General features: G+C 28.1%; 9 protein-coding genes. 2 read left to right on the top strand and 7 right to left on the bottom strand.

Annotation, left to right across the window (positions count from 1 at the left end):
- Window positions 1–264: 264 nt before the first annotated feature.
- The 7 genes from ACQY1Q_RS16440 to ACQY1Q_RS16410 form a co-directional block, all read right to left on the bottom strand.
- Complete coding sequence (locus tag ACQY1Q_RS16440; protein ID WP_431006423.1) at window positions 265–795, bottom strand: hypothetical protein; 531 nt, start codon at window positions 793–795, stop codon at window positions 265–267.
- A 506-nt stretch (window positions 796–1,301) separates the two neighbouring features.
- Window positions 1,302–4,301, bottom strand: coding sequence for a M16 family metallopeptidase (locus tag ACQY1Q_RS16435; protein WP_431006422.1), 3,000 nt, complete (start codon window positions 4,299–4,301; stop codon window positions 1,302–1,304).
- An 86-nt stretch (window positions 4,302–4,387) separates the two neighbouring features.
- A complete protein-coding gene (locus tag ACQY1Q_RS16430; protein ID WP_431006421.1) occupies window positions 4,388–5,530 on the bottom strand; it encodes a peroxiredoxin family protein in 1,143 nt (380 codons plus the stop codon).
- 113 nt (window positions 5,531–5,643) lie between these two features.
- Entirely contained in the window at window positions 5,644–6,990 is a 1,347-nt protein-coding gene (locus ACQY1Q_RS16425; protein ID WP_431006420.1) for a RagB/SusD family nutrient uptake outer membrane protein, read from the bottom strand.
- Window positions 6,991–6,993: 3 nt separating this feature from the next.
- Window positions 6,994–10,785, bottom strand: a complete 3,792-nt coding sequence (locus tag ACQY1Q_RS16420) for a SusC/RagA family TonB-linked outer membrane protein (RefSeq protein WP_431006419.1) — start codon at window positions 10,783–10,785, stop codon at window positions 6,994–6,996.
- An 85-nt stretch (window positions 10,786–10,870) separates the two neighbouring features.
- Window positions 10,871–11,758, bottom strand: coding sequence for a FecR family protein (locus ACQY1Q_RS16415; RefSeq protein WP_431006418.1), 888 nt, complete (start codon window positions 11,756–11,758; stop codon window positions 10,871–10,873).
- Window positions 11,759–11,820: 62 nt separating this feature from the next.
- Entirely contained in the window at window positions 11,821–12,372 is a 552-nt protein-coding gene (locus tag ACQY1Q_RS16410; RefSeq protein ID WP_431006417.1) for an RNA polymerase sigma factor, read from the bottom strand.
- Between the two features lie 242 nt (window positions 12,373–12,614).
- Here ACQY1Q_RS16410 and ACQY1Q_RS16405 point away from each other — a divergent pair, with 242 nt between their 5' ends.
- Both ACQY1Q_RS16405 and ACQY1Q_RS16400 read left to right on the top strand, forming a co-directional pair.
- Window positions 12,615–14,051 carry a TlpA family protein disulfide reductase gene (locus tag ACQY1Q_RS16405; protein ID WP_431006416.1) on the top strand — a complete coding sequence of 479 codons (1,437 nt, stop codon included), beginning with the start codon at window positions 12,615–12,617 and terminating at the stop codon, window positions 14,049–14,051.
- Between the two features lie 196 nt (window positions 14,052–14,247).
- Window positions 14,248–16,218, top strand: a complete 1,971-nt coding sequence (locus tag ACQY1Q_RS16400) for a protein-disulfide reductase DsbD family protein (protein WP_431006415.1) — start codon at window positions 14,248–14,250, stop codon at window positions 16,216–16,218.
- Window positions 16,219–16,471: the final 253 nt, after the last annotated feature.

The raw sequence follows: 16,471 nt of genomic DNA, 5'->3' as shown, positions 1-16,471 counted from the left end.
CACTATAAAAAAGAGTTCACCCCTATGAACTCTTTTTTTATGAATTTCTATGAAAAAAAAGTAACAAAGCAGTTAATCTATACCTACTTGCATTTTAACTAAAAAAAGATACTGAAAAACTAAAAAAGAAAAATAAGCTGTAATACTCGTCTATCTTTACAGTATGATTTTTAGAAGTTCCCCGAAATCGCGTTTGTCCCTCCCGAGAGAAAAGAGTTCTCACACAAAAAAAAGGCTCTTTTCTTTTTTATATAAACCTTATGATCAATTAATAATCGACGTTATTTTTACATTGCTTAAGTAATTTCTTTTTGCTTTTAAAGCTTCCAGCTCAGCATGTATACGCACAATATTTTCAAACCGTTCACTTATTCTACTGGTTACAATACGTTGTTGCCGTTGTGCCCAATTTTGTTTTTCCGGAGTTAGTGAGGTGTTTTTTAGCAAACTGTCAAAGGCATTCCCCCCTCTTAAAAGCTCTTTAACCTTTACCGTTTCTTTGGCAACTTCTGCTTCTTTACTAACAATTGCGCGGTTTATTTTAGTAAGTGTTGCCAAGTTATTGTTATTACTATGAGCTTCTTGTTGTTGTAATAATAAAGCAACCCAAGGTAATTCATGAACTTTTTTATTAAGCTGTAACGCTTCATGTACTATCAATAACTTTTGAAGAGCAGGTAGTGAAAGCAATCGCCTTCCGGAAATTACAGATTTTATATAATCTAACGAGGTATCCAGATAGTAAGCTAAAGCGGCATTACTAATACCTAAGTAGCGTTTTATTTTTTCAATCATAGCTGTACACGTTTTTAATTTTTAGTAACCAATCGTGTACAAGGGTGTTTTTATAAACTCTGTACACGTTTTTTTATAACGATTTTTAAACGTGTACAGTATTTAAACGTGCGTTACTGTACACGTTTTTATATTTTTTTTAAGAATGGTGTACAAAGTCTACTTTCAAAAAAGCTACAAATTAAAAATAATGAGATTAATCATAAAATTAACATAAGATTTAGACCAGAATAAAATGAAAATTAAAGTGCAGCTTTATTGTATAAAATAATAAACCCTTCTAAAAATTTATTATATACAATGCCACTGCACCTTGTTTATTAATACGTCGATTTTTTTATTTCTATCACTTATGTGTTATTATAGAAATATCTTCTAACAATAATAAGACTGGAATAGAGAACTTAGTTGTTTATAAAATTAAACAGTATGAAAACATAAAATAAAACCCTTCTAAAAATCTTTTTTAGCTAACATTACTGCTGTTTTATAATCTACAATTTTATTTATTGTTTAAAAATCTCATCCGTATTAATCTCTTCAATAGTTCCTGTTTTTTCTAATATTTTTTTATTAATATCTTTAATATTTGTCATAATGGCATACCTGAAATTCTTATTTTTTATATTTTCTTCATAAAAATTAGCTATATCATTAAATGTTAATTTGGTTAACTCATTATATATATTTTCACTAGGAATGTAAGAGTTTTCTTCTTTTAACTTTTTAATACTTTCTACATCATAAAAATAATTACTTATATGAGGTCTGGAAGTGGCATATTTTTTCAACATATTTTCTTTTGTAATGTTAAATTTCTCAATAGACTTAGGAAGTTTACCATTAAGTAATTGATTTAATGTGGTTATTACTTCTTCTAACTTATTAGATTGCGTTGAAACCGAAGCTTGTAAAATATTACTTTCATCATTTTTATAAGGAGTACTATAATAAATCGAAGCTGAGTAGGCAAGAGATTTGGCCTCTCTTATTTCTTGAAATACAATTGAAGACATTCCAGAGCCAAAATAATTGTTAAATAATGCAGCAGTGGCAAGATGTTTAGCATCGTATTTTTTGCCCTGATTACTAAACATAAATATTTCTGCCTGAACCATATCAAAATCTTTTAAAAATACTTTTTTATCGTTAGTACTTAAGGGAAAGTACTCCTTTTTTGATGGTGTTTCTATTTTTGGCAATAAAGGTTTATATAAAGTATCTACTAATTGTATTACTTGTTTTTTATTACTTCCGTAGTAGTATATTTTTTCAGAATACTTAAATATACTTTTAAGTTCGGTTAAAAGTTTTTCATGGTTAATTGTTTCTAATTCACTTTTTGAGTATTGGTCGTTTATGGGATCTTTACCATAGATAATATATGATTGTAAACTAGACCAAATTCCATTTTTAGAATTTTTACTTCGTTCCCTGCCTTGTAGTATTGAACTCACTAATTGTTGGTATTTTTGTTTATCTGGTTTTAAATTGTTTATATAATAAAGCAATAATTCTAAACCTTTTCCTAAATTTTCTTCTAAACCAGATAGAGAAATAAAACTTTCTTCTCCACTAACTTGAAAAGAGTATGTTAGCCCTAATTTGTAAAATTCATTCTTAAGATAGTTTAATGAATATTTTTCAGAGTCAAGCATTGTCGCATAACTAGAAGCTAAACTTAGTTTTTTATTGTGTTTTGATCCAATTTTATAGATAAAAGAGAGAGTAAATAAATTGGTTTCTTTATTTTTTACAAAATTAAATTCAATACCATTTTTTAACTTAGAAGTATTAATAAACTGCTGTTTTTCTTCATAAGAAATAAACTTGGGAGATAATTTAGAGCTTTCTATATTATTAAAATTAAGGGTATAGTCTGATTGTCTACTTCTGTCTATTTGTATAGGAGTAATTTTAGGGTTTTTAACTTTAACCATATCAGATTTTTCCCCTTCTTTTTTGTAAACAATTACATAATTATTTTGAAAAAAACGTTTAGCAAAATTTATTAAATCTTCTTTATTAATTTTACTAAGTCTATCTTCATAATTAACATAATCTAACCACTCTTGATTATGAATAAAAGCATGGTAGAATGTTTGGGCTCTGTTAGTATTACTTTGATATTGATTTTGACTTCTTAATTTGATGTTATTAATAGTTGCAGGCAGTAACCAGTCTTCAAATTTTCCGTTTTTTACTTTTTCAATTTCATTTAGAATAATGTTTTTAGCTTCCTCTAATGTTTGCCCCTCTTTTGGAATAATATTAAAATATTGATATCCATATTTTGAGTTCATATCATAATTTACTCTTGCGGACAAAACTTTTTGTTCTTCATTAATTTTATCAATTAATCCTACTCCTCCGGAGTTTTGAAAAATATTATTAATCAGAGAAATATATTGTTCAGATTTATGCCCCATACCTTCATTTATTTTATATGCAAGCATTAAATATGGTTTAGAGGGAGAGGTAACCTCTTTGGTTATAATGTTTGTTAAAGGAGGGGAGTGAGGAACCTCTGGCTTAGAGAAGTCTTTTCTCTGATAGTTACCAAAATACTTGTTAATCATGTTAATTGTTTTATCATAATCCAAATCTCCTGATAAGCATATAGCCATATTATTAGGAACATAATAAGTATTAAAGTAGCTATCAATAGCTTTCATTGAAGGATTTTTTAAATGAGATGCTTCACCAATAACAGGTTTTCCATAAACATGATCAGGAAATAAAGCGGCTAGCATAGTATAATACATTTTGCCTCCTTCATTATCTTGAGCTTGATTAAATTCCTCATAAACGGCTTCTAATTCTGTATGAAATAGACGCAAAACAACTTTTTTAAATCGTTCACTTTCTAAGAATAACCATTTATCTAATTCATTTGAAGGAATAGTGTTTTTGTAAATAGTTTCTTCAAATGAAGTATGAGCATTGGTTCCGGTAGCTCCTAAATCAGTAACCATGTTATCATACTCATTGGCTACGACATATTTAGATGCTATTTGCGATACACTATCAATTTTTCTGTAAATAGATTTTTTTATATTATTATTATTGGTAGCTTTATGTTTTTCATACAAATCAGCAATAACATCAATTTCTTTAGATTCTTTTTCCCAGTTTACAGTTCCGTAATTTGTAGTTCCTTTAAAAAGCATATGCTCTAAATAATGTGCAAGGCCTGTGTTATCTAGCGGATCATTAACTGATCCGGTACGAACAGCTAGATAAGTTTGTATAGTTGGTGTACGATCATTTTTACTTAAATAAACTTTTAACCCATTATTTAAAGTGTAAAGTCTTAATTTAGAAGGATCGTTAGTAACCTCTTCATAAGTAAAACCGTTAGTATCTGTTTTAATGATAAGTTTGTACTTATCGGTGTTTGTATTATCAGAACTATTTATAAACGTTGTTTTTTGAGCTTGACTTACTTTACAACTAATTGATAAAAGTATTATAAGGGCAAATAAATGTAGAAATGTTTTTTTCATTATTATTTTTAGTAAGTATTTCTTTATAAGACGAGGTATTTATGTTACCCCCTAATAAGGAAGAAAGAATTAACTAATTTTAACGTTTAAAAATAGTTGGAAACAGCTTTTAGAATGGTTTCTTGTGATAAATTATTTTCTAATACAACTCCTTCGGGAGATAGTAAATAAATAGTAGGAAAGGCTTCAATACATAACCTGTTAGTCATTGGATTCAGGTATTCATTATTAGGTATAGACAAGTGATGCCAAATCATTTCTTTTTCAGCTTTAACAGTCTGCTTCCAAAAATTACCGGAATCAATACTATAACTAATTACTTTAAGACCTTTGTTTTTATACTTTTCATGTACTTGTTTTAAATAAGGAACTTCTAAAGCACAAGGTTTACAATTTTTAAACCAAAAATCGAGTAAAACATAATTACCTTTATAACTACTTAAATTTTCAAGTTGATCTTCTGTGTTTATTCCTTCTAAATCAGGAAATACACCTCCAATGGCACAGTTTTTATATTTTTGTATATTATATTTTAAATTTCTGTAAACAGGCAAGTTTGCATATTCATTAAAAGAATTTAACATTCTTTCTAACATTTGAATATCTTCTTTAGATTTCTTTTGGAGTAAAGGAAAAAGATAAGAGTCAAAAGCAAAGAGACTCATTGGATTACCAGAGTTTTTTTCAATGTAAGTTTTTAATAACTCTATTTTTTCTGTATTTATTTTAGATTCCAATAGATATATTTTTTCATTAGTATTGTTATTTTGATTTTTAGAGTAAGAGTTTATTATTTTTTTATATTCTTCATTATTTTGTAATGAGAGTTGGTCTAGTTTTTTTAAGAGCTTATCATAGTTAAGGTTTATAGAATCTTTAAATTCTACTTCAGAAAAATTGATGCCGGCTTTTAAGTTTATTCCTTGTGGAGTTAGAAGTAATGTTTTGTATAAATGAGAGTCATTTTCATTATAAAAATGCAAGTCGTTATTACTATAAGAAGGCTTAAAACCTAAGGTAATTAACTTTGATTTTTTTTGTAGGTTGTAGTCAAAATAAAAAGTATGATTATTAATTTTTGAAGAGTCTATTATTTTAAAACCTTTTGTTTTTTGAGTAGTATCAGGTTCTAGTAAGTAGATGTATTTAATAAATGAAGGAGTATTAATTTCACCGGAAATTAAGTGTTTTTTTTCTTGTTGACATGCATATAGAGTAATTATACTCAATAACAAGTATATATTTTTTTGAAACATTTTTAAAAGTTATAAGTTGTTAAAAACACCCTAACTATAGTAGTAGATAGGGTGATTAATTTTAATTTGAAAAAAGACGATTAATTCTATCGTTCATTTTGAGGCATATCCGGGTTAAAACTCATAACTACTTCAGGTATTAATAATGTATATTTTTTACTATTTCCTTCAAGTGTGTATGTTGTAGTTACCCCTGTATTAAAATTCGTATATTCTCGGGTAAGGTTAGGCATTTTACCTTCTTTTGATAATTTTCTCATATCAAACCAACGAAGCCCTCTAAAGTATAGCTCTTTTCTTCTTTCAGCTAAAACCCAATTAAGAACTTCCTCTTGATTTGTTGAAGTAAAATCAGTATAAACAGTATTGTCTATTCTTGTTCTTAAAAAGTTATTTATCAATATTAATGCGTCAGATAATTCATTTTTTCTTGTTTTTGCTTCCGCTGCTATAAAAATCATTTCCTGTACAGAAATACCAAAATTTAACTCTCTAAAATTTTCATACCCTCCAAATATATTTATAATATAATTTCTATTAAAAAATCTTAAATCATCTTGAGTATTGTACAAATTTATATGGTTTGAAGCTAAAGCTACTTGAGGGCCATTAGCTCCACCTGAAATTACTCGAATATAAATCTCTTCCGGATTATCTTTTATTTGATAATCTGCATAATTTGTTACCGTATTTAAATCAACGATGGTATTATTTATTTTTAATACTTCTTCGGCATATTTTTCGGCTTCTTCGTAATTAGACATATAATAATAAATCCTTGCTAACAAACCATAAGCAGCCAATTTAGATCCCCTAAACCTATCTGTATTATTCATAGGTAAGTTTGGAATTGCTTGTTGTAAAGATTCTATGATAAAATCATAGGTTTCTTGTAAAGTTCCTCTACCTGGAATAGGTTCAGCTACATCTATTGAATAAACTAATGGTATTCCGGGGTCATTAGAAGCTGTTGCTATGTCATACTGTTTACAAAAGGTATTCGCTAAATAGAATAATTCAAAAGCCTTTCCCAATTTAGCTTCTGCTAAAATTTCCTTCTTCTTTGACTCCGAACCTCCTTCTGAGCTCATTACTCCATCTATAACAACATTATATGTATATATCTTACTGTAAGGAACATTCCATAAATTGGGAGAGTTCCCATAGCTATACATTAGGTCAACTTCCCAAAAAAAAGCATTTTCCTTAGCTCCAAAAGGTTGTTGTGCAAAATATAAAGATGAAGCGTCACTTAAATAAATATATTCATCAGGCATACTTCTAAAAAGAGAAAAGCTGTTTAACATTTCATCATAGTCTGTTGTTTGACTAGGTGTAATAACATTTGAAGGTAGTTTTTCTAAATAATCAGAACAGCTAATAAAAAGGGTAAATACTATTATTGATATGGTATGTATTATATTTTTTTTCATCATTTAAAAGTTTAAATTAATACCAAATGTGTAGGTAGGTTCTACAGGTAAAGTTCTACTACCTGCACCGGAAGTTTGAGTAGTAAATGCTTCAGGATCCACTCCAATGGTGTTAGCTGCTGCATACCATAAATTACGTCCCTGTAGTGTAAATTTTATTCCAGTAAAAGGTGAATTATCTAAAAAATCACCTGTTAAATTATACGTTAAAATAACTTCTCTCAATTTGATAAAATCTGCTTTTTGAATGTTAATATCAGAGAGCGTTCCTGAACTTATATTAATAGCATCTCTGTTATATACTGAAGTAATATTTGTACTATTTTCATCTCCTGGTTGCCTCCAAGCATTTTCTAACTGTTTATTAACACGTATCCTACCACCTCTATTAGCGTATTCACCCCTAAAATGATTACCTCCTTGAAAGTAAAACATAAAAGACAAATCAAAATTTTTATAAGAAAAATAATTAGTAATGCTTCCTTGATAGCTAGGAAGTATAGTTCCGCTATATTTTAAAGCATTTCGATTTAGTGCATTGGCATCATAGTCTGGATTTTGATTACCATAAACTCCGGGAGCATACCCATATAATTTAAAATCATTCCCACCCTGATCTTTAACTAAAATGTACCCATCATTAGGGTCTAAACCTGCAAATTCATAACTAAATAATGCATCTACCGGATAACCTTCAACAGGGATAGTTCCATCAAGTAATCCTTCAACATGTAAAAATTCAAAACCACCCCCTATTTCTACATTTTCAACTTTATCTACATTATTTTTATTGTATGAATAAATTACATTTGTAGCCCAACCAAAATTATGAGTTTTAATATTTTTAGTATTTAAAGAGAGTTCAAATCCTTTGTTTGTTATTTGGGCAGTGTTATTTAAAATATTATTGAACCCTTTTGTAGGGTCAATTCTTGAATTACCAAATAAGCGTTCGGTTTTTTTATTGTAGACATCAAACGTAGTGTTAATTCTGTTATTAAAAAGACTAAAATCTACCCCAAAGTTATGATTTTTAGTAAATTCTAATTGTAAGCTACTATTTATTGGGTTTAAAATATCAAATGTAGGCTTGCCATTATCAGGGTTTAACAAGCTTCTAGAGCCTGTAATAAATAAGCCTGTTCCACTACCTAAAGGTGAGGCATTTGCTGTTAAACCGTAAGTATATCGTAATTTTAAATTATTAATCCAAGAAGATTTAAAAAAGTCTTCATTATGAATATTCCAAGAGCCACCAACATGCCATATAGGTTTATTTTTAAATTTGGGGCTGTGTGACACTACATTATCATTATCTATTCTAATATTTGCAGTAATATTATACTTTTTATCAAAGCTATACGCCATATTAGCATATAAACCGATTTCTCTAATTATAGCTGACGATCTTGAGAAAAATTGACCAGGTGTTCTAATATCACCTATTCTATAGCTTGAAGCTCCACCAAAATTCAATCCACCTTGAAGGAAATAAGATGGCAACATAGCTGAAGCGCTTATACCTTCTGAAAATAAGGTTTTAAAGTCTGTTAATGCATTTGTATTTGTTTCTGGATTGTATCCAAATACTGTATTTCTATTAAAATCAGATTTAATTTCTCTAACATCAAGACCAAAAATTCCACTAATTAAGTGTTTCCCTTTTTTATCTAAACTATAATTATAATTAGTTTTCAACCTTCCTGTAAAGTGCTCATTATCTAGTATTGTTTCAGTAAGACGTCCTCCAGTATTAGGAATATGAAAAGTTAAATTATTAGTAGAAGGGTTATACTCTGCAAAGGTATTAAAGTACAAACGCATGTAGTACGAATCTTTTGAAAAATAATTTGATTGCTTTGTACTCCCTTTTTCATACACAGCGCCAATATCAAAATTTAAATTATCATTTAGTTTATAATTCAAGTTGGCTTGAACTCTAAAATTATTGTTATTCGCAGTATTTGTTTTTTGATGAACCTCTTCTAACGGTTTAAATGTTAAATCAGATAGTTGATCTAAAAACTCATCGGGAATTGCACCATCTCTATTTATCTCTTCATTTGTAAATTCCAATCCTTCAATAGCTAATGCTTTTCCATTATCATCAGCAAATAGCTCATAAGGTCTAATACTGGTTAAAGTACTTAAATTAACATCTAAAAAATTCCTCTTTGCCCTTAAGTAATTAGCTCCGTAGGAAAAATTAAATTTTTCACTAAATTTTTTATTTCCGTTTAACGTAAAACGATAAACTTCGTTGTTGTTACCGATGGTATTACCATCAGATTTTAAATAGTTAAATGAAGCTAAATAATTGGAAGTATCATTCCCACCAGAAAGACTAAAATCATGTTGCGTTGCATATTCATTTCTGTAAAAAAGTTCTTCAAATTGTTTTGTGTTATCTATTTTAGAATAACGATCTAACTCAGTCTTTAATGTAGATGATGAAATAGCACCATAACGCTCATCTAAAATCAAATCATCTACAGGAGTATTAAAAGTAAACCCTGCATAAAATCTTACGGTACTTTCATCCGTAATACCAAAACCTGCCATTTCCTGAATAAAAGCATCTAAATCTATCTTTTGTAAGTCTATATGAGTTTGAGTATTGGCGTAGTTTAAATAGTTAAAGTTTGGACGAGGGGTTATAGAAAAAGAAGATTGGTATGTAAATTTATCTTTTCCTTTTTTACCTTTTTTTGTTGTAATTACTATAACACCGTTTGAAGCCCTTTTACCATAAATAGAGGCTGCCCCTGCATCCTTTAATACAGTTATACTTTCTACATGGTTTGCATTTAACGAACTTAAATCGAAGGAATCCATAGGGAAACCATCCAATACTACTAAAGGTCTGTTAGAACCTAATAAACTGGAAACCCCTCTGATTAAAATTGCTCTATTAGGATTTTGATGATCTAAATTTAATTGAACACCTGGTAATTGTCCCTCTATTTCTGTTAATAAATTATTAGTTGGAGATATTCTTCTATCGAGTGTTTTGGCTGTGACTACACTATAAGCTCCCGTAGCTTGTTCACGGTTTATTTCTTGATACCCCGTATTAGCTGTAACATTAACATTATTTAAAACATTACTAGCTTCTTTTAATAAGACGGTAATGTTATTTTGATTAGATATAATAACTTCTTTGTCTTCAAAACCAATATAAGTAAATAGCAAAGTGTTTTCTTTATTTTTAATGGTAATTACAAAATTACCGTCTACATCCGTATAGGTAAATCTTTTGGTATTTTTTATTCTTACTGTTACATCAGGTATGGGCTCACCAAATTCATCAATAACTTTTCCATAAATATTTTTGTCTTGTAATGACGTAGTAATAGATGTGCTTTCTAAATTAGAATTTATACTGTTTGTAAGTGATTTATTTAAGTTTTTAAGAATATGATTAATATCATCATCCGCAGTATAAAAAACAAGATGATTGTTAACTTTTTTGTAGCTTATTTCTTTATTTTTTAGTAATTTTTCTAATACAGTGTTTAATGGCTTATTTTTAAAATTAGCACTAACTTTAAAACTTCCTATTGTTTTATGATTGTAAACAAAGAGTAGGTTAGTTTGTTGTTCAACAATATGTAAAGCATTGCTAAGTGGTGTATCTTTAATATTAATAGTTATTTTGTTTTGAGAATAAGTGTCAATAGCTAATACCTGAAGTATACTAAATAAAAATAAAAATAGAGTTAATTTCATTGCTAATGATTTGTTTAAGGGTAGCTTCTTTGTATTATAAAGAAGCTTTTTAGGGCTTTTTTTCATACCTTTGTTTTGGTTTAAATTAATAAATTAGGTTGTTAATTTTGCTGAAAATAGTGAAGAGTTGCCGCTCTTCACTTCTTTTTGACTATCTTGTTAAGATCCATTTATTATTATTAAATTCATAATTAAAGTTTGAAGTTATTTTTAAGACTTGAAATATTTCTCTTAGAGATGTGCTCCTAGTAAATGAGGCAGTTATAATTTCTTTTTCAAGATTTTTATCATTAATAATAATATCTACATTAAAAACACGACTTAACTCGTTGGCTATATCTTTAAAAGTTTCTTGCTTGAAAATTAACTTACCTCCAATCCACATTTTTTCACTTTCAATATTACTATCTTTTTTTACATGTATTTCCTTTGTTTTTTTAGTGTAAATAACTTTTTCACCAGGTACCATATCAATATTTTTTTGTGAGGAAGTGTCTTTTATACTTAGTTGCACTTTACCTGTAAGCAATGAAGTCTCAACTTTTTCATCTTCCGGATAAGCTTTAACATTAAAAGTTGTTCCCAATACTTTTACTTCTATATTTTTCGTTGTATACACAACGAAAGGTCTTTTGTCTTTTTTTACATCAAAAAAACCCTCACCTTCAAGAGTAATTTTACGTATATTACTATTTGAGAAATCATTATAAGTTAGTTTACTGCCTGAATTTAACCAAACAGAAGAACCATCAGGTAATATTATTTTTCCTGTATCTCCTTTAGGTATAAATGTTTTAGAAGATAGTTCTTGTAATGTATTTTTTAAATTAGATTGGCTATAATAAATGCTTGTAACTAATACGCCTATGATTAGTATAGCAGCGTATTTATAATACTTTTTAATAAATTTTTTACGTTTCTTTTTTTCTAAATTTTCAAAAAAATCTCTCTTTTCAGCCTCAATATCCACAGTGATGTTTTCAGGCATATATTTTAAAGAGTTGAAAATTTCTTCTATTTTGTTTTTTTCTTGCTTCATTAGTGTAATATAAGTGCGTTCCCTTTATTTTAAGACGGTTAAAAAATTTAACACCCTAATAATCAAAGAAACTTTTTTAAGTCTTTTTTTAATATTTTAAAAGCTTTAGTAATATGAGCCTCTACCGTTTTGACAGATATATTTTTATCTCTTGCAATTTCTTTGTAGGTAAACCCTTTTAATTTAGAAAGAATAAAAATATCTTTAATACTTTCGGGTAAATTCTCAATGGCAATTGAAGTCATTTTGTAAATAACTTCTTGTTGCTCTAGCTCTTCATCTGGATATATTTGGCAAACAGGCATTGTTTCAATAGAAAGATCGTCAAGGTAAATTTGGTTTTCATTGTTTTTTCGGTAATAGTCTATAATTTTATTCTTTAATATTTTTATTAAATATGCTTCCATATAACCTTTTTCAGGAGTGATATCTTGTAATACAAACCAAAACTTTGAAAAAGTTTCCTGCACGATATTTAAACAAGCGTCTTTGTTGTTTATTGAATTATAGGCTATAGAAAAAAGTTTGGGATACATATTGTTAAAAAAAGATGAAAAAACTTTTTGGTCTTTGTTTTTTAATTGAACCCAAAATAGGTTTCTGTTGTTTCTCATAAATCATAATTAAAATAGCTATATTTCAGTTGTTTATGGGCGAAATGTAATAAATAAAAATAATATGAAAAATCATTAGGGGGTCATAGTTTTTTTACGTCTTTATCTTTTGTTTTTTTAATTAAAATATTATTTTTTTAATTAAAAGTGTTAAAAAAATAGGGGGGCAACTTTTTCTAACGTCTTAGTGAACGAGGTGGAAACCTCAAAATATTTTTATAGTAAAAAGTAATACAAGATTTATGAATTGTTTAAAACTACCAAGTTTATTTATTATTGCTTGTTTCTCAATAGTGATAATTTCATGTAAAAAAAGTACTCAAAGTAATGAAAAAAGAACCGTTATTTTCTCAGGTAAGATAGAGAATTATTATACAAATGTTTTTTCTGTTAAAGGAGAGGGAAGAGATAAGAAGATAAAATTAGATGAAGAAGGTACTTTTTTAGATACTCTTACTGTAAAAGAAGGTTTTTATACAATGGCTTTGGGAGAATATTATAACATTCCTTTATATATTGGTTTAGAAGATGAATTGGTGGTTAATTTTAATTTTAAGGGTGGGATTACTACTTTACAATTTGTAAGTTCTGGAGATAATGTAAATACCTTTATTAATACAGAATGTGTATTCTTAGATGTTGAAAATAAGGCTGAATTTGATGATTGGCATAAACTCAATGAAGATGATTTTATAAAAAGATTAGATAGAAAGAAAAAGGAATTAAATAAATTAATAGAAAAGAGTAATTATACTCAAAATTTTAAAGAGTTACAAAAAAAGAATATAGAGTTTGATTACATAAGTTTAGTAAAAAGTTATCCTAGATACAACTGTTTTTTTGTAGGGAAGTCTTATAGAGAAGTAAGTTATGATTTAAACAAATATTACCCTAAAATAAAAAAACTGATTACCGAGTTTATTACAAACGTAGGTTTAGATAATGAAATATATTTCAGTAACTCTGTTACCTATAGTTATTTAGTTACCGAACTTTTTACAGACAAAATTATTAATCAAATAGGAGGGTATGATAATTACAGTAAATTTAATGAGGAAGCTATTAAAGAGATTAGAAACTATAAATCAGCTAAGATTAAAGATGCTTTATTGTGGCAATACCCTATAAGAAGTTTAACTTCAAGTAACCCTGATTATGAAAAAATATATTATGGGGTTAAGGATTTAATAACAAAAGAATCTCTAAAAAAATACGTAGAAGAAACATATCAAAGTATTAAAGCTTTAGCTCCGGGGAGTGAAGCTCCTGATTTTACTTATAAAAATGCGAAAGGAGAAAAAGTTTCATTATCTAATTTTAAAGGAAAATATGTGTATTTAGATATTTGGGGAACATGGTGTAATCCTTGTAAGCAAGAAATACCATATTTGAAAAAATTAGAACAAAACTTTCATAAAGATAATATTGTGTTTATGAGTGTTTCAGTTAATGATAAAAGAGATGTATGGGAAGAATTTATAGAAAAAGAAAAATTAAAAGGAATCCAATTACATGAAGATAGAGAGAAATCTGAGTATAATATTACACAATTATATAAGATTTCTGGATATCCAACTTTTGTACTTATTAATCCTGAAGGAAAAATTATAACAGTTAATGCAATGAGACCCTCTAACCCTGAAATTAATAACTACATTAAAAATATACTTAAGAAATAGTAATAATTAATAAAATTCATTAATCATACTTTTAAAGAACAAACTTTGGTTTTCATGCGTCTATATATAGTAGTTCTTAAGATTTTTTGAATTTTCATAAGAAGAGAGAAGATAATAATACAACCTACTATGCTTCCTCTTCTTTTTTAAGAGTTAAATTTTCATAACCCCTAGTCACAGTAAAGCATAAATTCAGATGAAAAAATATTTACTAATAATCCTATTGATTATTACACAATTTTCGTTTTCTCAAATACATAAACCTGTTAAATGGCTTACTTCTATAGAAAAAATTGCTGAACGAGAATATAATTTAGTTATTAAAGCAAATATAGATTACAGTTGGCATTTGTATTCACAAAACGTTCCAGATGGTTTATCTATAGCAACGATTTTTACCTTCAAAAATGAAAATTTATCTTTTGAGTTGATAGGAAAGCCAACTGAAGAAGAAGGGCATGTAGTAAATGATCCGGTATTCAAAAAAAAGATAAAATATTTTGAAAAACAGGCTATATTTAAACAAAGAATCAAACTAAAAGAAGACATTCAAAAGATAGAAGGAGAAGTAGAGTTTGTAGCATGTAATGATGAAAGATGTTTACCGCCAACATATGAAGATTTGAGTTTTACCATTTACAAAATGGTAAAAGAGAAAAAAGCAAATTTAAATAAAAACAAATCTTCAAATGAAAAAAAACAAACAGGAATTTTTGCAATTTTTATACTATCCTTTTTATCCGGTTTTGCAGCCCTATTAACTCCATGTGTATTTCCTATGATACCGATGACGGTAAGTTTTTTTACTAAACAAAGTAAAAATAAATCACAGGGAATTAAAAATGCAGTCATTTATGGTTTATCAATTATAGTAATATATGTGTTATTAGGCTCTCTTGTTACCGGTATTTTTGGAGCAGATGCTTTAAATGCATTGTCAACGAACGTATGGTTTAATTTATTTTTCTTCATTCTTTTGGTTGTATTTGCAGCATCTTTTTTAGGAGCTTTTGAAATAACTCTACCTAGTTCTTGGAGTACAAAAGTAGATGCGCAAGTTGATAAAGGAGGTTTAATAGGTATTTTTTTTATGGCTTTAGCTTTAGCTGTTGTTTCTTTTTCTTGTACAGGCCCTATAGTAGGAACGCTCTTGGTAGAAGCAGCTTCTAAAGGAGGGATTGCTCCTGTTATGGGAATGCTAGGTTTTTCAACAGCAATAGCTTTACCCTTTACTTTATTTGCTGTGTTTCCGGGATGGATGAATTCTTTACCAAAATCAGGAGGTTGGTTAAATACAGTTAAAGTTATTTTGGGATTTTTAGAATTGGCTTTAGCATTTAAATTTTTATCAAATGCAGATTTGGTTTTACAGTTACATTGGTTAGAAAGAGAGGTTTTTATAGCTATTTGGATAGCCGTATTTGGAGTCATGGCTCTTTATTTATTAGGAAAAATAAAACTACCTCATGATTCAACTTTAACACATATTTCTGTAGGAAGACTAAGTTTAGGGCTCATTACTCTAGCATTTGTTGTATATATGTTACCGGGATTATGGGGAGCACCTCTTAATTTGATTAGTGCTTTTCCTCCTCCACAACATTACAGTGAATCTCCTTATGGAGTAGGGTATCTAAAACAAGGTACAACTGTTAAGGTTTCAAAAGCATTAGAGTATATAAATGAGAGCGAGGAATTAGGATTACCAGAAGGTGCGCATGTAATGCCTCCTCATGATATAATAGCTTTTAATGATTATGATAAAGGAGTAGCATACGCTAAAAAAATAGGAAAACCCATTATGTTAGATTTTACTGGACACGCCTGTGTAAATTGTAGGAAAATGGAGCAAAATGTATGGGTAAAACCAGCGGTGTTAGAAATCTTAAAAAATAAAGTGGTATTAATCTCCTTATATGTTGATGACAAAAGACTACTAAAAGAAGAAGAGATTGTGGAGTCTAAACTAAGACCTGGTAAAAAAATAAAATATATTGGACAAAAATGGAGTGAATTACAAACCATAAAATATAAAGCTAATTCACAACCTTTTTATGTTTTAATAAATCATCAGGAAGAAAACCTTTCTGAGCCCATTGGGTATACCCCAAACACTAATGAATATCTAAATTGGTTAATAAATGGAATAACCAATTTTAGTAAATAATTTTTTTCATTTGTTAAGTTTTCGTATTGAAGCTAAATCACTTTATTAATATTAATAAAGTGATTTTTTTAGTATAAGAAAAGCTATAATGAATTAGAAGAAATTTTAAGAAAACTCATTTTCATTTTTGAAGGGTAGTTTTCTGTTATGATGTTTTGTAATCATAAAGATTTGAGTAAAGTGATGAAATAGTTTAAAAACTTGAAAGATGAAAATAAAGGAAGGTAAATTTGTACACCTTTTTTTGAAATAA

It is taken from the genome of Tenacibaculum sp. TC6 (assembly GCF_050606265.1).
Lineage (GTDB): Bacteria > Bacteroidota > Bacteroidia > Flavobacteriales > Flavobacteriaceae > Polaribacter.
This window is presented reverse-complemented; position numbering and strand designations above follow the sequence as displayed.